A 17887-nucleotide genomic window follows, 5' to 3' on the forward strand; every position below is an offset into this window, starting at 1 on the left:
CGGTAGGGTCGCGAGCCAGCAACGCCAACCCCCTGAGGGCGTGCATCTGGTTGTGGTCAATCCGCGGAACTGGCCGCAGGATCGGCCTGGATGCTGGGACGTGCAATTCGTCTACTTCTTGACCCTGCCTGGGCTGGTCATCGTGCTGACTCTGCTGGCCTTCGTCGACCAAATGCTGTTGTGCGCGGGGCGGGCTGTGGAGCCGGGGCAGATCCGACGCAAGTCGTTCACGTGTTCGATTCTATCGCCGAGCGCTATCACCTGACCCTCACCGCCGCCGGTGTCCTGTGTCAACGAACCTTGATCATGTGCCATCGAACTTTGACGGACGCGGGTTCGTGCCATCGAAGTTTGATCACGCCTGGCCAGGGGCTAAGAGGGCTGTCCCGAAAAAGGTCTTCGGGACAGCCCTTAGGGCGGCCCAGGGGCGGCCTGGAAGCGATCACCTGGCAGGCACCTCCCCTTTCGGAGCCGCCGCAGGGGGCTGGCGGAAGCGTCGGCGACCGATCAGGCTCCAGGGTGCTGGTACGCCTGCTCTGCCTGCCCGTACGCCTCACCGCCGGGAGCGCCTGCGGCTTGTGCCTGCGACTGCTCGGCCCACTCCTTGGGCACCTCCTGCTCCATGCCGCAGAACGTGCACTGAATCGCAAATTTCGTCGAGATGGGGAACAGCGGCACGAAGAACAGCGTGAACTTGGTGACGTACTTCGTGACCGTATGCGCGGCAGGGTTGCCGCAGTGACGGCACGTCAGCATGAGTATCGCGAGCTGGTACAGGTATACGCTGGTGCCGAAGATGATCATAAGTGGAGTCCTTGAAAGTGGGGCGGAGGGGGCTGGGGTGAGGCGGCGGGTGTCCGCTCTCCGTGCCGTGTGGTGATTCCATTACGCCCTGGGTGGGGGTCTGGGGCATGGCCCGGAATCTCGTGGCTTGACAAAGCCGTGACGAAGACCGGCGCAGGCCGTTCGGGGCCGGGTGACCGGAGCGGTTGCGGTATGGGGCAGCCACAGTCCTCGGCGGGTAGCGCCGGATGCCGGTCACACCACTGTCTGCGTCAACGAACCTTGATCATGTGCCGTCGAATTTTGACAGTCGCGAGTTCGCCATCGAAGTTTGATCACGCCTGGTCAGAGGCTGGGCAAGGAGTACGCGACGCCGGAGGGCGGCCTCCCCGGGTTGACGGGCCGACCACCGAGCCCGACGTCCGTGCGGCGCCAGATCCCCTGTGACCAGGGGTTATGTCCATTAATCTTCGATGGCACGCGATCAAGGTTCGGTGGCACAGGACAGCCGGACGCCCGCTGATGCACGGCTGGTGGGGCGAGCGCGCGACCGCCGACCGCAAGTTCCGCGGCTGGGTGGGGGAGTGCGGCAGCCTGCCCGACGCTCGGGTCACCCTCGTCGACGAGCAGACGGGCAAGGAGTTGGCCAGATGGCCGTAGCCTGGGCGTTGCCGGGCGGGCCACGTCTGCCGGGATCAGGCCGGGACCAGGAACTGGACCCTCCCCGCCACCGCGCGGGGTGGAGGCCCCCGGAGGCACCTGTCACGCTGGCCTGGCGGTGCCCAGAGGCGATGGTCTGACGCGATCGCCCGGATCAAGAACGTCCCCTTCGCATGCTCTCCCGCCGCGCTCAAGCAGCTCACCGAGAACCGCAAGGGCGAGTCCGACCTGATGGCGCGGGACGGAAAGCTGTTCCTGGTCGCCACCCTCGACATCCCTGAGCCGGAGGGGTTCGAGCCGAAGGGCTTCCTCGGGGTGGACCGGGGCATCACCAACCTCGCCACCACTTCGGACGGGGACAACCACACCGGCCGCCGCCTGGGCCGCTACCGGCGCTGGCAGGCCCGCAAGAAGGCCAAACTCCAGGCCAAGCAGACCCACAGCGCCATGAGCTGAACCGGATTTTGTAGCGGCCCTGAAGCCAGGCATTGCCGCCTCGGCAGATGGGAGAACACAGGTCTGATGCCTGCACCACGGAAGTACCCAGAAGTACCCCGATGAGCTGCGTGAGCGGGCCGTCCGCGAAGTCCAGACCTCCCCACGTGGCCCGGGACCTGGGCATCCACAAGGAAGCGCTGCGGGGCTGGGTCCGCCAGGCCGAGGCCGACCAGGGCAGTCGACCCGAACTGCTGACCACCGCTGAGCGAGCCGAGCTGACCCAACTCCGCAAAGAAATAGCCGAGTTGCGGCGGCGAACGAGATCCTGAAAGCCGCCTCGGTGTTTTTCGCGAAGGAGCTCGACCAGCCCCGCACGAGGCCGACGCGGTGGTCAACCACCTTCGCGACGACTTCGGGGTCGAGCCCGTGTGCCGGGAACTGGACCTGTCGGTTTCGGCATACAACGCCCGCCGCAGGCGACCCAAGTCCGCCAGGCACCGGTGCGACGCACAGCTCATGGAGCACATCCGCCGCGTCCACGCCGAATCCGGCGAGACGTACGGGGTCCGGCGCATCCACCGCCAGCTGCGTCGCGAAGGCGTCCGGGCCGCGCGGTGCACCGTCGAGCGCCTGATGCGCGAGGACGGCCTGGAGGGTGTCATCCGCGGCCAGCGCCGCCGCACCACCATCCCCGAGCCGACCGCACCCAGACCGCCTGACCTGGTCAACCGCCGCTTCGAGGCGAGCCGGCCGAACCAGTTGTGGGTCGCCGACCTCACCTACATCCGCACCTGGTCGGGTTGGGTCTACGTCGCCTTCGTCCTGGACGTGTACTCGCGGATGATCGTCGGATGGCAGCTGGCCACCCACATGCGCACCGATCTCCCCCTGGACGCCCTGGGGATGGCCTTGTGGCGAAGGGGAATCAAGAAGGGCTCGGGTCTGATTCATCACAGCGTCCGCGGTTCGCAGTACGTGTCGATCCGCTACGGCGAACGACTGCTGGAGGCCGGTGCGACCGCGTCGGTCGGCTCCGTCGCCGACTCGTACGACAACGCCATGGCCGAGGCCCTCAACGGCTCCTTCAAGGCCGAGCTGATCGAGCACCAAGGCCCGTGGCGGGACGCTGACCAGGTCGAACGCGCCGTCGTCCAGTGGGTCGGCTGGTACAACACCGAGCGACTGCACTCCGCCCTCGACTACCTCCCACCCGAGGAATTCGAGGCCGAGTACTACCGTTCCCTGGCCACCCCGAACGCCGCCTGAAAGCAAACAAACCGGCCGCTACGAAACTCGGGGCAGCTCAGCGCGATGCTCACCGGGGCGGCAGCGGACCGGACCGCCGCGAGCACCGCACGACGGTTCATCCGGCGCAGGACGTGTGGTCCGCTGGTAGGCCTGGCTGATGTCACAGATCGTTCACCCTTCCACGCAGGGGCAGGGCCATATTGCCCGCTCGCGGACCTTGACGTGAGCCGGAACCCAGCCGATATTTATGCAGCGCGCGTTAGTTACTGTCTGTGGCTGCGTCAGCACGACGCGGAGGGATGGTCGATGTCCGTACCCGGTCTTCGATCCACCATCAACAGCAGCGTGGCCGACGGGCAAGCTCACCGCCCCTGTTGTCATGTCCGCGCCACGAGCGATGTCTGAGGCGCCTGGCACGGCGACAGTCTGGGCAGGCGCGTCGATACGGTGCTGGCTCCGGACGGCAGCGAAATCGCCGACACGGAGATCACCCCGGATCAGCGGGATGCGGATGCTCAGCTGGAGCCTCGGGATGCGGCGAAGCCGAAGTCGCAGGTGCCGGTGTGGCGTGAGGGGTTGCCTTGGTCGGTGCTGTCGGTGGACTACCAGCGCATTCTCAAGGCGCTCGCGGACCGGGCCCGGCTCGGTCGAGGACCGCTGACCTGCCAGGTCAGCCAGCGCCGCGCATGCCTTCGCCCTGATCCGCAAGGAGGACATCGACCCCGCGGCGCTCGCCCCGCTGCTCGCCGACTGGCTCGTCGCGATGGCCCCGGCAGTTCACCAGACCGCCGACCAGCTGCAAAGCGGCGACTACACCAAGGGCGTCGTCTCCAACCTCGCCATGCAGGTGGCCGGCACGCCGACCTTCCTGAGCACCGCCGAGGAGCAGGGTGTCAGCCCGGAACTGCTCAGCCCCTACTTCGAGCTGATGCGTCTGACCGAGGGCAGCGGAGAGGAGGACCTGACGGGCGTGATCGACCTGCTCGTGCACTGACCAGCCACTTGCCGCCACAGAAGCGACCGTGCTGGTCACAGTCCTCAAGGAGACGCTGTGGACCAGCACTTTCACAACACGCTCTAGCTCTTGCGCCCCACCGCGCAGTAGGCGTCGACGGCGGCACCGTCCCCACCCGGCTCCCCGGTGGCCTCCGGCCGCCACTCCGGCACCCGCACGACCCCCGGCTCCACCAGCTCCAGCCCGTCGAAGAACCCGGCGATCTCCTCGACGCTGCGCACGTAGTACGGAACGGCACCACTCGCGTTGTACGCCTGGGACGCGGCGATCATGCCCTCGCTCGTCGCCGTACTGTCACTGATCACCAGGTGGCTGCCCGACCCGAGCCCCGCCATCAGCCGGCGCACCAGGTCACGGGCCTGCCCGTAGTCGCTCACATGACCGAGCGTGTTGAGGATCACCAGGCCGACCGGCTGGGTGAGGTCCAGCGTCCCGGCGGCGGCCCGCAGGACGGCTTCGGGGTCGTAGAGGTCGGCGTCCAAGTAGTCGGTCCTGCCCTCCGGCGTGCTCGTGAGCAGGGCGTGCGCGTGGGCGAGAACGATCGGGTCGTTGTCGACGTACACGATCCGCGCGTCTGGAGCGACACGCTGCGCCACCTCATGCGTATTGTCGGCGGTCGGCAGTCCGGTCCCGATGTCCAGGAACTGCCGTACCCTCTGCTCACCGGCGAGGTACCGGACGGCCCTCCCCAGGAACTGCCGACTGGTCTGCGCCACGTCGACCAGCCCGGGGAAGATCCCCTTGATCTCGTCGCCGATCTCCCGGTCGACCTCGTAGTTGTCCTTGCCGCCGACGAAGTAGTTCCAGAACCGCGCCGAGTGCGGCTTGGTCGTGTCGATCCGGGCACGTGTCGCGAAACCGGCGCTGTCCTGACTGATGTCCTCGGACACGGGTGAGCCTCCTGTGGTTGGCGATGACCAGTGCAGCACCCCCAACCTATGTGAACTGACCATGACGCGCCCAGAGTTCACAGCCCCCGAAGCGCAACCGCCGGTCCGCCGACGCCCCCGCCGACTGAACGGACTGCCGCCCCGGCCCGCGGTTTCCGACTGCGCCCACGGCACACCAACCTGTGCCTCGGCATCCGCGAGGGGTCAGGGGATCGCTGGGCGGAGATTGTCCAACTGTCTTGCTCCCGTGAGGGCATGGGGAAGGTCTTCGTGTTTGACGCGGTCGAGAGTTCAGCAGTTGTGCGGTGTCCCGTCTGCAGAGATCTGGTCCCTGTCTCAAGTGACCTGGTCCGATTCGCTTGCGATCTCAGGTGACCTGGTCCGCCGACGTCAGTAGCTGTCCTGCCTCACCGAGCATTGACCGGTGGCTCACCTTCCCGGTCGCGCGGCCAGTCGGGCGGCGCGCAGGCTGAGGTGGTGCCGCTCCGGGAGGCTGGTGGTGCGGCGGGCAGCGGCGCGGTAGTCGGCGATGGCGGCCTCCCGGTCTCCGGCGAGTTCGTGCAGATGGGCGCGGACCGCATACAGCCGGTGGTGGCCCGCGAGCGCGGGCGGCGGGTCGGCGAGCATGGTGAGGCCGGCGGCGGGGCCGTCCACCATGGCGGTGGCGACCGCCCGGTTCAGGGGGATCAGCGGGTTGTCGGAGATACGGGCGAGCACCCCGTACAGGGCGAGGATCTGGGGCCAGTCCGTCTCGGCGGCGGTGGGCGCCTCGTCGTGGACGGCCGCGATTGCCGCCTGCACCTGGTACGGGCCGACCGGGCCGCGCGGCAGGGCGGCGGTGATCAGCGCGATGCCCTCGGCGATCGCGGCAGTGTCCGATTGGCGATGTGGAATCTTCAGGTTTTGATGTGGACGCCTTCCTGCAGCAGCCGCTCACCGCTCGAATCGCGACGAGCGGGCCAACGGTGCGTCCTGTCTGGTTCCTCTGGGAAGAGGGAGCCTTCTGGACCTTGACAGGCCCGTGGGCCCGGCTGTTCGACCGCGTGAAGGACGACCCGAACGTCGCCCTCGTGGTGGACGAGTGCGATCTCGTCACGGGGCGTGTCCGGCAGGTGATCGCTCGGGGCCGGGCTGAGCTTGTGCCCTTCGATGTGCCGAGGGGACGGCGCAAGCTTGCCCGCTACTTGGGAGCGGACGAGACTCTGTGGGGTGAGCGTTTCGTGCACTACCTGCACGATGATCTGAGCGAACGAGGCACGACGTGGTTGCGTATGGTGCCTGCCTCGCTCACCGCGACAGATCTCAGCTACTCCGTGGCATCGTGACGGTGCACTTCGCGGTGTCGTCGTTCTGCGCCTTGGTGCGGGCCAGGCGGTAGGACTCGGTTCCGGTCTCGATAATGGTGGCGTTGAACGTGAGGCGGTCCACGATTGCCGCGCAGAGCCGTGGGTCGGTGAAGGTCCGGCTCCAGGAGCCGCCTTGCGGGCCTCCAGCGCGATGATGTCCTCATTGAAGGTGCCTGCCGCGCGAGCCCCGCGGATCCCGGCCACCACGTCGCCGTGCTGCTGATGGCGGTGCAACAACAGCACCTTCACCAGGGCTTTCGTTCCCTCGGCGTCGCCGAGGGCCTTCTTGGCGGCGGCCCAGAAGGCTTCATGGACGGCCGTGAAGGTGCCCTCGGCGCGGGCCTGGTGGAGGGCCTCGGAGCGGTCCAGTGCCCCCGGCTTGGTCAGCAGGGCTTCCAGGTAGTGGTCCAGCACGAGGTGCTCGGCACCACGTTCGGTCAGCCGCCGGTGTCGGGCAATCTCCCGCCGGCCGTCATAGACGGTCAGGTCGTCGCAGGTGAGAGTGACGGTGACCTTGCGGTCGATGAAGCGGACCGGGACCGAGTACCGGCACATCTTCACGGTGATCAGGCCGTAGCGGTCGACGCGGGGCGTGAGCGTGATCCCGGTGGTGAACGGATCGTCCGGCAGCGGCAGCAGGTGACGGGTCTCGCGGGCGAAGTCCTGGGCGATCGTCCGCATCCTGGTCCCGATCCGCCGCTCGTCCTCTTTCGCCTCGAACTCGGCGAGCCTGGCGTTGAGTTCCTCCAGGCTCTCGACCTGCGGCACCGCGGTGAGGTAGTTGCGGCGGAAGTAGCCGACCTGTCCCTCGACGCCGCCCTTCTCATGCGCGCCGCGCAGGCCCGGCTCGCAGTAGAACGGGGTGGATCCGTACTCATGGAAAGCGGTCCAGCGCGGGTTCTCCTCCCGCGAGCGGCTGTGGAAGACCACCTTCTTCACAGCCGGAGTGGAGTTGTCGTAGCGGACTTGACCCGCCGGCACTCCGTTCAGCGTGTGCAGCGCGTGGACGTGGCCTTCGAAGAAGCCTGCTGACCGCACGACCGGGAGATGCGGTGCACTGCCTTGCCCGAGTAGGCCAGGCGGAAGGCGAACAGATAGCAGCGGGTGCGCTGGCCTGCCAGGTCCACATAGACGTCCCCGAAGTCGACTTCGGCATCCGCGCCGAGAGCGTTGTGCCGGGTTACGAATGCCTCAACGGGCGCTCCTGCCTGGGCTGCGATCTCCTTGCGGCGGGCCGTGACGAAGTCCCGGACCCCGTCGGATACGGGATCGCCTCGCCGAACCCCGGTACGAGGAACGGCGCGGACCCCCAGCTGTTGGGGCCCGTCCAGATTGAGCCTGACGAACCCGTCGGACTCGACGGAGCCGAGCTCGGCCGTTCGGGCGTTCGTCCCAGCGGTAAGTTGTCCAGGACCGCCGGATCATGCCGCGCACGGTGGCGAGGTCGAAGAAGGCATCTGTCCCGTCGCGGTGTAGGTGGCAGGTAGCGACTCGTTGACCTGCATGAATGCCAGATGGTTGGAGACTTCCGATGGCTGACGCTCTCAAACGGCCTGGCTTTCGTGGAAGTCCCGCTCGCCGTGGAGACAGAGGTGTCCGGCGAGCGTCAGCCTCGCGAGGACATTTGTACAAGACTGATAGCGGGCAGCGCAGGCATCGTCCCGTACATGGGACATGACGACGTCACGCACTGGCACGGGATGCATGTGGTCCACTACGGCCCGCGGCATGCGCCGCCGCTGGTGCTCATCCACGGATCGGGATTCTCGGGTGGCTCCTGGAGCCCGGTGGTGCCGGCACTCGCCGACCAGTATCACGTCATCCGCGTCGACCTCCCGGGTCACGGCCAGTCCTCGCCCGCGCCGTCGTACGACGTGCCTGAGCAGGCGGGCCGCTTGGCCGCGGTGCTCGACGGGCTCGGCCTTCGTCCGGTCACCGTGGTCGGGCACTCCAGCGGTGGATACATCGCCACCGCGCTTGCCGAACAGCGCCCTGACCTGGTTGGTTCGCTCGCGCTGATCAGCAGCGGCCCGAGTCCCGACGCGCTCCTTCCGCAGCCCGTCCTCCTTCGGATGCTGATTGCCCCGCCGCTGGGCCCGCTCCTCTGGTCGATCCGCTCGGACGCGATGCTCCGCAGGGGGGTGACCGCGGTATGCAACCGCCCGGTGGACGTCCCGGACGACCTCGTCGCCGAGGTCCGGGGCATCGGCTATCGCACGTTGAGGACGGTGCTGCGCCGAAACGCCGCGTACATCGCCGAGCGGAGCGTGCCCGACCGCCTCACCGCCCTCGACGTCCCGGTCCTGGTGATCTTCGGCGCTGCCGACCGCCGCTGGGATCCGTCTTCGGCACACCAATACGACACGGTGCCGAACGCGCGCGTCGAGCAACTGCCCGACGTCGGACACCTCCCCATGTTCGAATCGCCGGAGACGACCAGCAAGTTGCTGCTGGCCTTCGCGGCGGCAGGCCGCTGACACCGATCGCTACCCTGGTGCTGTGTGGACCACAGAGTCACCACCTGACTGGACGTCGGTGGAGGTCGCGATCCCGCGGCAGTCAGAGCGACTGCCCGGGATCAGCATGGCCGGGTTCGGTCAACGAGTCCCGGCGCTCGTGGACATCGCCATGGTCGCGCACCCATCGGTCACCCTGTTCGTGGACCTGAGCGAAGGAGACGGCCTCGTCTACAACGCCCACGGCCGGCGCGAACGCGGCAGCGTGGTCGTCGGGCTGATCCCGGGCAACCTTCGGATCAGCGGCCGGACGGCCGAGGCAGGCCAGTGCCTCCAGATTCGGTTGTCGCCGGTCGTGGCGGCTGCAGTGCTCAGCGCATCGACCGAGCTCGTCGGGACGGTGGTCTCCCTGGAAGATGTCTGGGGTCGCGACGCCGGGCGAGCCGAGGACAGGCTGCGCGCCGCCACGTCGTGGGACGAACGGTTCACGATCGCGGCGGATGTCCTTGGCCGACGGCTGGACGCCCGCCCACCGCTCGATCCGGAGATCGCTGCTGCCTGGTGGCGGATGCTCACCAGCCGGGGACGGGTGCGGGTCGACAGCCTGGCGAACGAGGTGGGATGGAGCCGTAAGCGCCTGTGGTCCCGCTTCCGGTCCCAGATCGGCCTCACTCCCAAGCGCGCCGCCCAGTTGGTGCGCTTCGACCACGCCGCCCACCTTCTCGCGGCGGGTGACGCCACCGCTCGGGTGGCGGCCGCAAGCGGCTACGTCGACCAGTCCCACCTCCACCGCGAGGTCAAGGCGTTCACCGGGGTGACGCCCACCGCCGTAGCTGCTGCGCCGTGGCTCGCGATCGACGACGTCGCGTGGCCGACTTCGTTCGCCGACCTGCCGCCGTCGCCGTCTGCGTTTCGTCAGGTCCCGGCGAGGTGAGCACAGGTTCCACGAACGGAGCAGGCGGCCGCCCTCAGGACTTGCCCGGATGAGAGTCGGACAGTACGAACGAGAACGGGTGGGAAGCCGACAGATCCAATGCGACAGGACAGCATCGACAACGGCACTGTTCTCGTATAGCTACCGCTACCCGACAAGTAGCTCTCTGCAGTCACAGTGATGCCCGGACCGGGTGAGAGGGACGGGGTCCGGGAACCTCACTGGCCTGGAGGGCGGCGAAGTCGTCGTGGGCCTGCTCGACGGCTTCGGGGTACGCCTCGCGCTTGGCGTGCTCGGCGAGTGCCCGGTAGATACTGGAGTCGAAATAGTCGCAAAGGGTGCTGGTCGAAACAGGCGCGACTCCCGCCCGCCCAGCGACGTCGCGAACGCCAAGTCGTTTCACGTTCCCTCAACATTCAACTCCCCACCCCCTGAGCAGCGTGGGCAGTCCCTAGGGTCCTTAAAGCTTTTGTAAGGAAGGGGCCCATGGAACAACCTCTCGCAATCCGGGCTCGCGGCATCACGAAGAGTTTCGGTGACGTCGTCGCCCTCGACGACATCGACCTCGATGTGACGCAGGGGCAGATCCACGGCCTGGTCGGACCGAACGGCGCTGGGGAGACGACCCTGCTCGGCCTTCTGCTGGGGCTCTCGGTTGCCGGTGGCCGACGGCGCTCCGGGTGTCCGGGTCGTCGAGGACGCCGGGGTACGGCAGGACGCCGGACTGCTCGTCGTACGCGCCCTGGTGCCCGCCCTGGACGACCTCGTGGTGCGGCTCGTGGAGGAGGGCGTCTCGCTGCGCGAGTTCACTCCCGTGGTGTCTCCGCTCGAAGCCGCGTTCCTCGCCCTCACCGAGCAGCAGCAGGAGGCCGGCCGATGACCGCGACCCTCACCCAGAGCCGGGAAGAGGAACACGAGCAGGTGACCAGGGGCGCTCGCGTCCCCCTCACCCGCGCCTGTCGCTTCGAGCTCGTCAAGCTCGTCTCCCAGTGGCGGATCCGCCTGCTGGTCCTCGCCTGCTGTATCGCTCCCGCCCTGTTCGTCGCCGCTCCGGCGCAGGCGCACGTCCGCGCGACCTCGGTCGCGGTCGACCTCCGCAGCCAGGGCGACGGCGTCGCGGCTGTCGTCGACGTGGAGTACGACGTCCTCGCCCGGCTGCTGAGTCTCGACGGTGCCCTGAGCCCGGACGCGGTCGGCGTGGACGGCGCGGCCGCCGAGGTGCCGACCGAGGTGCGGCGCAGTTCGCTGGACGCGCACGCGAGCGACGTGGCGGCGTACGTCGGCGGGCGGCTGCGGTTGAGCCGCGGCTCGATCGGGTGCACCGCTGAGGACGACGCCCGCGTCGAACTCGCCGACTCCGGCGCGGTGCGGGTCGCGCTCGCCTACGACTGCCCGGCGTCCGGCGCGCTCACCGTCCGCAGCGACATCTTCCGCGCCTCTGACGGCGTCATCGACGACACCACCACGATGGTGGCCCACGACATCGACGGCCGCCGCGGTTCGACGTTGCTCGACACCGCCCGCACCAGCGTCACGGTGGGGCGCACCGACCTGCTCAGCGAGATCCCGCGGTTCGTCCGGCTCGGGGCGGAGCACCTGCTCTTCGGGCTCGACCACGTGCTGTTCCTGCTGGCGCTGTTGCTGGGCGCGAAGCGGCTGCGCGACGTCGTCGAGGTCGCCACGGCCTTCACGGTCGCGCACTCGGTGACCCTGGTGCTGGCCGCGATCGGCTGGGTCAGCGTGCCCGGGTGGATCGTCGAGCCGCTCATCGCGCTGTCGATCGCGTTCGTCGCGCTCGACAACCTGCTCTCGCCGAGGACGAGCCACCGGCTGCCCGTGGTCTTCGGCTTCGGGCTGCTGCACGGGCTCGGCTTCGCGGGCGCGCTCAGCGTCGATGGGCCGCTGTCGGCCTCGACGCTGGCCGACCTGGTCTCCTTCAACGTCGGCATCGAACTCGCCCAGTTGACGATCATCGCGCTCACCTTCCCAGCGCTGCTGTTCCTGCGCATGGCCGCGACCACGCCGGTCGCCGCTCGCGCCCTCACGCTCGGCACCGTAGCGGCGACCGTCGCCGTCGCCGGTGCCGGTCTGGTCTGGTTCGTCGAACGCTCGCCGCTCCAGACTTAACACCCACATCCCACCCCGAAGGACCCCGATGTCCGCGTTCACCTGGACACGCGCGCGCCTGCGCGTCGCCCTGCACACCACCATGCTGGGGCTCGCCGCCAGCGTCGTGGCGGGCCCGCTCACGTCGTACGCGGCGCAAGCCATCGACCCGCCGGAGGCCACCGTCAACGGCGTCGTGTACGTCGACGCCAACGACGACGGCCAGCGCAACCCCGACGAGGTCGGCCTGGCCGGCGTGCGCATCTCCGACGGCAAGGTCGCCACCACTACCGCCGCCGACGGCTCCTACTCGCTGACGATCTCCACCGACCGTCGCAAGACGGACATCGTGTGGGCCGGCCAGCCGCGGGGCTACCGGTTCGGCTTGGACCAGTACAAGGAGCCAAAGTTCTGGGCCAACCTCGGCGAGCTCGCCGACGACGCCACGCCGACCGCGGACTTCGCGCTCGTCCGTGACAGCCTCTCCGACGGCGACACCTTCTCCTGGGCCAACATCGCCGACCCGCACGTCAACGCACAGCTGCCCGACCAGATCCGCGAGATCAACTCCACCGGCACCGACCTGCGCTTCATCGCGGTCAGCGGCGACCTCACCAACGACGCCAGCCAGGGGCAGTTCGACACGTATCGTCGCGGCACCCAACAGTCGGCCGTCGGCGTGTGGCCGGCCGTCGGCAACCACGAGTACGCCAGCGGCTCCGGCTACGCCGCCCGGATCGACAACTACCGCAAGAACGTCGGCCCGGAGTGGTACTCCTTCAACTACGGCAACCGCCACTTCGTCGTCCTCGAGAACAACGGCTCGGCGCCGTTCGACGAAGAGCTCAACTGGCTGAAGGACGACCTCGCCGCCAACGTCCCGGTCGACACCGACCCGACCAACGACATCGAGGTCGTCGTCCTGACGCACCAGCCGATGAACGTCCCGTTCGGCTCGCCGTCGACGTATGACGCCTTCGGTGACGTGCTCGAGAAGTACAACGCCCAGCTGATCCTGGTTGGCCACGAGCACTCCAACCACGTCGAGAACAAATCGGCCTTCGCCTCGACCGCCAAGCACATCCAGACCGTGTCGAGCTCGTACACCATCGACAACGCGCCGCGCGGCTTCCGCTACATCCACATGGCCGGCCCCGGCTTCGACAACCCGTTCCGGATGTACGGCGAGAACGAGCACCTCACGATCGTCACCCCCGCCCCCGGCACGGCCGTCCCGGCCGCCGGCTTCCCGGGCATCCAGATCAACGCCTACGACACCGGCGACAAGGTCGTCTCGGCGCGCTACCGCATCGACAACAGCAAGCGGTGGATGCCGCTGCACGACAGCGGTGAGTTCACCTGGCAGAGCAACCTGCCGGAGAACCTGCAGACCGTCGGCAAGCACACCCTCGAGGTGAAGGTCGTCGACGCCGCCGGCAAGACCTGGACCAAGTCGGCCGACTTCACCCTCACCGACGAGCCCGCCCTCCAGGCGGTCGCCGGCGACGACTGGGACCAGCACCACGGCAACGAGGGGCATACCGGCGTCGCGGCCGCGCAGGAGCCGGGCCGCCGCCTCGCGTGGAGCTTCCGCACCGACGGCACCTTCCTCACCGGCTCGCCCGTCATCCACGACGGCGTCGTCTACGCCGGCACCCGGGACGAGAACGGCGACGGCAACTCCAAGATCCACGCCGTCCAGCTCAAGAACGGCAAGGAGCTGTGGAGCTTCGAGGTGCCGCAGTCGATCCACGGCAGCCTCGCCTACGGCGACGGCATGATCTACGCCCCGACCCTCGGGTCGGAGCTGTACGCCGTCGACGCCGTCACCGGCGAGCTCCGCTGGAAGGCCGTGCCGGAGCAGGCTCCGGCCCCCAACAACCAGCGCACGTACGGCTACTACTCGCCGGCCGTCTCCGGCCACACCGTGCTCTGGCCGTACCAGACCCGCTACGGCATCGGCAGCCAGGGCGTCCTCAAGGCTCTCGACACCCAGACCGGCAAGGAGATCTGGGCCTCGCCGATGTCGGGCAGCCAGATGAGCGACGGCACCCCGGCCGTCATGGACGGCACCGTGTACGTCGGCAACCAGACCGCCGACCGCGTGCTCGCCTACGACCTGGCCACCGGCGCCCGCAAGTGGACCGGCACCGAGTCGCTGGGCAGCTGGCAGGACGGCGTACCGACCGCCGCCGAGGGCAAGGTCTTCATCGGCGCCAACAACGGCATCGCCGCCCGTGACGCCAAGACCGGCGAGACGTTGTGGACCTACAAGTCGCCGCACAGCTCGCTGGTCTCGAGCGGCTCGACCCCGAGCGCCGCGGCCGTCAAGGACGGCGTCGTCTACATGGGCTTCCCGACCGGCGCGGTCGCGGCCCTCGACGCCAAGACCGGCAACGTGATCTGGGACCGGGTCCTGCCCGGCGACATCTACCACGGCGGCGTCATGTCCAGCCCTGTCGTCGCGGGTGACACCGTGTTCGTCGGCGCCAACAACGGCAAGTTCTACGCCCTCGCGGCCGACACCGGTCAGCCGCTGTGGAGCCACGAGATCGGCACCTGGGTCGGCGCCGGCCCCGCCGTCAGCGGCAACACCGTCGTCGCGGGCGCCTGGGACGGCAACCTCTACGCCTACGTCCCCGGCGGTCAGGCCGCCCAGCGCTGGGCGATCGTGACCGGCACCGTCACCGACCCGGAGACCGGCGCCCCGATCGCGGGCGCCAAGGTCACCGCGACGGCGTCCGGCCAGGAGACCACCGTCACCAGCACCGACGCCCAGGGCAGCTACAAGCTAGGCCTGCCGGCGGCGAGCTGGACCGTCACGGCCGCCAAGCGCGGGCTGATCGCCGACGAGCGCTCCTCCCGCACCGTCGAGGTCGGGGAGGTCGGCAACTCCACTGCTGACCTCCAGCTGATCAAGGTCACCCGTCCGGTGGCCGGTGTCTCGACCTTCGCGCCCGACTACGGCAACGGCAGCACCCGCACCGACGTCGTCACCGGCAATAAGTACTACTACCTGGCCAACGACAAGATCCGGGCGTCCGTGACGCCGTACACCGCGGGCAACAACGGCGTGGGTGGTCTCGGCCAGGGTGCCCTGGCGGACCTCATGCTGAACGACGCCAACGGCGCCGAGACGCTCGACTGGGGCGAGATGCTGCTGCGTCCGGACCTCAACGGCACGAAGGACTCGTGGGACCGCCCGAACGACCAGATCGACTTCCCGGAGCTCGCCGTCGACGGCGCTGCGGTGGTCGGCAAGGGTGCCTACCGCGCGAACAAGGCCGTCCAGGCCCAGGTCCGCTACGAGACCCTGCCCGGCGCGCCGGGCGTGAAGATGACGGTCAACCTGACCAACACCGGCACGACCGATTACAAGGGCTACTTCAACTACATGATCGACCCGGACAGCTCCGTCGACAACGGCCGGATCCCCGGCGTCGCCGGCACCAACCCGGGCTTCAAGACCTCGGGTTGGACCGCGCCGTTCGTCTACGTCGGTGCTGACACGGCGACGACCAACGGCCAGCCGGCGCATGCGCTCGCCTGGGCACAGGACACGCCGTACGCCGTCGGCGCCTTCGGCTACGTCGAGGGTCTGTACTACGACGCCTCCCTCGCCGCGGGCGCGTCCAAGCAGTTCAGCTTCTACCACCTGACCGACTACGCGACCGCGGGTGGCGACCCCACGCGCAACCTCGCGCAGTGGGTCGACGAGCTCGACCTGCACGACCCGGCCGTCCCGGACGCCTCGCGCGCCGCCGGCACCATCACCTCGGCCGGTGCTCTGGTCGCCAACGCCCGGGTCGCCCTCGAGCGGGCCGGCAAGGTCGTCGCCTCGACCACCACCGACGCCGCGGGCAAGTACGCCGTCAAGGCTCCGGCCGGCGCGTACGACGTCAAGGTCACCGCTCTGGGCTTCGCTTCGGCCGCCGGCTGGGTGGCCGTCCCGGAGACGGGCAACGGCACCGCCGACGTCACGCTCGCTCCGGTCACGGTCGAGGCGAGCTACGGCAAGCGGATCGGCTCCGGTCTGGTCGAGGCCGGCTACGGCGACGTCATGCTCGAGAACGACAAGTTCTCGATGGCGATCGCCGACGCCTACAACGACAGCCAGCTCAGCGGCGACACCCGCGGAAAGCCGGTCGACATCGCCGTACGCGGCATGGCCGACCAGTTCGACTGGATCAACCTGCCCTACGTCTCGGCCACCCAGCCGACCGGCGACAACGCGTGGGAGGTCCGGACTGTCGCCGCGGACAAGGTCGAGATCGTGCAGGCGACCGGCGACCAGGCGGTCGTCCGCGTGTCGGGTCCGGTCAAGGGCTTCACCGGTTTGACCGCGACCACCACCTACACGCTGAGGCCGGGCGACACCTACGCCACGGTGACGACGGAACTGCGCAACACCGGCTCCGACCCGCTCAACGTGTGGACCGGAGACGCCATGGACCACGACGCCGCGGGCCAGGCCAGCATCATCCCGGGCGCCGGCGTGGTGGCGCCCGGCGCGACCGCGGCCTACACACCGACCAAGCCGTACATCGGCATGACCGGCACCGACCCGCAGGTCTTCGGCCTGGTCTACGGGACGCCCGCGAGCGCCTTCGATGTGTACGCCGCCGGCAACTGGGTGATGAGTCGGTTCAACGTCGACGTGCCGGCGGGCGGCTCCTACACCCTCACCCGCAAGCTCGTCGTGACCCCGGGCACCGACGCGGTGGGCATCCTCGACGGCGTTCCCGCGCCGTAACGCACACCCGCCCCACCACACGGGGCCGGCCCGGACTCCACCGGGCCGGCCCCGTGCGCCGAGCCGCCAGAACAATGCGGCGGGTCGCGTCAGGTGGACTGCATCACCACGACGGTGCGCGGGCCGATCGTGATTGACTGCCCCGCGGCCAGCGGCGTTCCCACGCCGAGGGGGTCTGTCAAACGAACGTGTCTGTCACGTAGTCGGTGGTAACGCTGAGTGCCCGTCAAGGGAGCAGGATGCGGTGGCGGAGGAGATCGAATCCGGCACGTCCGTGCATTTGCCTCATGATCCGTTTGGTGCGGGTGCTGACACCTTCGGTTCGGCCGTTGTGGTAGGGCAGGGTGAGGCCGGCGCCCCCGATGAGGCCGGTCGAGTACGAGGCCGTTGGCGAAACCGTGCAGGTGGGGCAGGGCGGCGGCCCGTGCGGTGGCGATCCACTTGGTGAGCTGGCGATCGTTGCCCGTAGTGGGTTTGAGTAGGGAAACAGGTCAAGGATGAACTCGGCTGGGCTGACTTCCAGGTCCGCTCCCACACCGCCATCCGGCGCCACCAATCCCTCGTGAACTGCGCGTTCAGCTTCTGCTGGAACACCTGGTTCGCCCCGCCCTCACTCACTCCAGCCGATCCATCACCCGGGCCTGACGCACTGCCAGGCCCGTTAGAGAGGGGGAGAACCGGGGTCCCAGCAGCCCCAACCGGCCTCCTGGCCCCAAGCACTCCGGGCCGTCCGTGGCTGGCTGACGCCCTGGGCCACGCTGCAACGCTACTGGTGGGCATGGTCGACGAAGCCCCCGCCCCCAGCACTCCAGGAACTGATCAACACCGTCGGCAGCGGCAGACCCCTCGATCTCTACTGCCCGATCTAACAAACCACCGCTAGAAGGCTCATGAAGATCTTCGAGTTCTGGCCCCGCCGCGTGAGCGGCGGGGCCAGACGACCAGCCGTCGACTCCTGGTTCAGGCCACAGGAACGGAAGCCTGTTGCGCCCAGCCGGCGATGCGCACACGTTCGGCTTCGGACCAACTGCTCGCCATGATGGTGCCGTCGCGGCTGATCTGAGCGGGCTCGGCGAGCCCGTCGTGCTGGAACAGGTCACTGATGAGCAGCGACGCGGACTGTACGAGGCCGATCCCGCCGTCTGCCAGGTTGTTGAGGAGTGCGTGGGCGTGTCCGACGGCACTTCGGTGGGCGATGGTGCCGACCTGTGCGGGCTCTCTACGAACGGCTGGACCGCCTGGCCCTGCCCCGCTCAGC

The 17887-nt window shown here is 68.7% G+C and carries 12 protein-coding genes and 6 pseudogenes; 11 read left to right on the forward strand and 7 right to left on the reverse strand.

The features are described 5' to 3' along the window. Nucleotides 1–507: 507 nt before the first annotated feature. Entirely contained in the window at nt 508–804 is a 297-nt protein-coding gene (locus ACFY4A_RS26095) for a zinc-ribbon domain-containing protein (protein ID WP_390831770.1), read from the reverse strand. 501 nt (nt 805–1305) lie between these two features. On the opposite strand from ACFY4A_RS26095, the gene ACFY4A_RS26100 reads away from it, so the two are divergent. The 4 genes and pseudogenes from ACFY4A_RS26100 to ACFY4A_RS26115 form a co-directional block, all read left to right on the forward strand. Beyond that, nucleotides 1306–1443, forward strand: a complete 138-nt coding sequence (locus ACFY4A_RS26100; RefSeq protein WP_390831771.1) for a hypothetical protein — start codon at nt 1306–1308, stop codon at nt 1441–1443. Nucleotides 1444–1674: 231 nt separating this feature from the next. Next, entirely contained in the window at nt 1675–1899 is a 225-nt protein-coding gene (locus tag ACFY4A_RS26105; RefSeq protein WP_390831772.1) for a hypothetical protein, read from the forward strand. Between the two features lie 70 nt (nt 1900–1969). Further along, nucleotides 1970–3147 (forward strand): annotated as a pseudogene (locus tag ACFY4A_RS26110) (IS3 family transposase). Between the two features lie 655 nt (nt 3148–3802). Then, nucleotides 3803–4123, forward strand: a pseudogene (locus ACFY4A_RS26115) (NAD(P)-dependent oxidoreductase); the annotation flags it as partial. An 83-nt stretch (nt 4124–4206) separates the two neighbouring features. Here ACFY4A_RS26115 and ACFY4A_RS26120 read toward each other — a convergent pair. Next, complete coding sequence (locus tag ACFY4A_RS26120; RefSeq protein ID WP_390831773.1) at nt 4207–5034, reverse strand: SAM-dependent methyltransferase; 828 nt, start codon at nt 5032–5034, stop codon at nt 4207–4209. Between the two features lie 429 nt (nt 5035–5463). Beyond that, nucleotides 5464–5835 carry a hypothetical protein gene (locus tag ACFY4A_RS26125; protein WP_390831774.1) on the reverse strand — a complete coding sequence of 124 codons (372 nt, stop codon included), beginning with the start codon at nt 5833–5835 and terminating at the stop codon, nt 5464–5466. A gap of 107 nt (nt 5836–5942) precedes the next feature. Between ACFY4A_RS26125 and ACFY4A_RS26130 the strand changes: the two genes are divergently transcribed. Continuing rightward, nucleotides 5943–6359, forward strand: a complete 417-nt coding sequence (locus ACFY4A_RS26130; RefSeq protein ID WP_390831789.1) for a pyridoxamine 5'-phosphate oxidase family protein — start codon at nt 5943–5945, stop codon at nt 6357–6359. On the opposite strand, the pseudogene ACFY4A_RS26135 reads toward ACFY4A_RS26130, so the two are convergent. Together ACFY4A_RS26135 and ACFY4A_RS26140 are read right to left on the reverse strand one after the other, a co-directional pair. Further along, a pseudogene (locus ACFY4A_RS26135) lies at nt 6337–6510 on the reverse strand (ATP-binding protein); the annotation flags it as partial. The gene ACFY4A_RS26130 and the pseudogene ACFY4A_RS26135 sit on opposite strands and share 23 nt — an antisense overlap. Before the next feature lie 305 nt (nt 6511–6815). Further along, nucleotides 6816–7061: pseudogene (locus tag ACFY4A_RS26140) on the reverse strand (IS21 family transposase); the annotation flags it as partial. Between the two features lie 986 nt (nt 7062–8047). On the opposite strand from ACFY4A_RS26140, the gene ACFY4A_RS26145 reads away from it, so the two are divergent. Next, a complete protein-coding gene (locus ACFY4A_RS26145; protein ID WP_390831790.1) occupies nt 8048–8857 on the forward strand; it encodes an alpha/beta fold hydrolase in 810 nt (269 codons plus the stop codon). Nucleotides 8858–8963: 106 nt separating this feature from the next. After that, nucleotides 8964–9770, forward strand: a complete 807-nt coding sequence (locus ACFY4A_RS26150; RefSeq protein ID WP_390831791.1) for a helix-turn-helix domain-containing protein — start codon at nt 8964–8966, stop codon at nt 9768–9770. 172 nt (nt 9771–9942) lie between these two features. On the opposite strand, the gene ACFY4A_RS26155 is transcribed toward ACFY4A_RS26150, so the two are convergent. Beyond that, entirely contained in the window at nt 9943–10173 is a 231-nt protein-coding gene (locus tag ACFY4A_RS26155) for a hypothetical protein (RefSeq protein WP_390831775.1), read from the reverse strand. A gap of 83 nt (nt 10174–10256) precedes the next feature. On the opposite strand from ACFY4A_RS26155, the pseudogene ACFY4A_RS26160 reads away from it, so the two are divergent. From ACFY4A_RS26160 to ACFY4A_RS26175, 4 genes and pseudogenes are all read left to right on the forward strand, one after another. Continuing rightward, nucleotides 10257–10376, forward strand: a pseudogene (locus ACFY4A_RS26160) (ABC transporter ATP-binding protein); the annotation flags it as partial. A 55-nt stretch (nt 10377–10431) separates the two neighbouring features. Next, nucleotides 10432–10650 (forward strand): hypothetical protein, encoded by a 219-nt coding sequence (locus tag ACFY4A_RS26165; RefSeq protein ID WP_390831795.1) that lies wholly within the window; start codon nt 10432–10434, stop codon nt 10648–10650. After that, the gene (locus ACFY4A_RS26170) at nt 10647–11897 is read left to right on the forward strand and encodes a HupE/UreJ family protein (RefSeq protein WP_390831792.1); all 1251 of its coding nucleotides are present in this window, start codon (nt 10647–10649) and stop codon (nt 11895–11897) included. The genes ACFY4A_RS26165 and ACFY4A_RS26170 overlap by 4 nt, the downstream gene beginning before the upstream one ends. Nucleotides 11898–11925: 28 nt before the next feature. After that, the gene (locus ACFY4A_RS26175; protein WP_390831776.1) at nt 11926–16629 is read left to right on the forward strand and encodes a PQQ-binding-like beta-propeller repeat protein; all 4704 of its coding nucleotides are present in this window, start codon (nt 11926–11928) and stop codon (nt 16627–16629) included. A gap of 226 nt (nt 16630–16855) precedes the next feature. On the opposite strand, the pseudogene ACFY4A_RS26180 reads toward ACFY4A_RS26175, so the two are convergent. Continuing rightward, nucleotides 16856–17111 (reverse strand): annotated as a pseudogene (locus ACFY4A_RS26180) (ISL3 family transposase); the annotation flags it as partial. Nucleotides 17112–17887: the final 776 nt, after the last annotated feature.

Origin of the sequence: Streptomyces sp. NPDC001292, assembly GCF_042896465.1 — a bacterium.
In the GTDB taxonomy this organism is placed as follows: Bacteria; Actinomycetota; Actinomycetes; order Streptomycetales; family Streptomycetaceae; genus Streptomyces.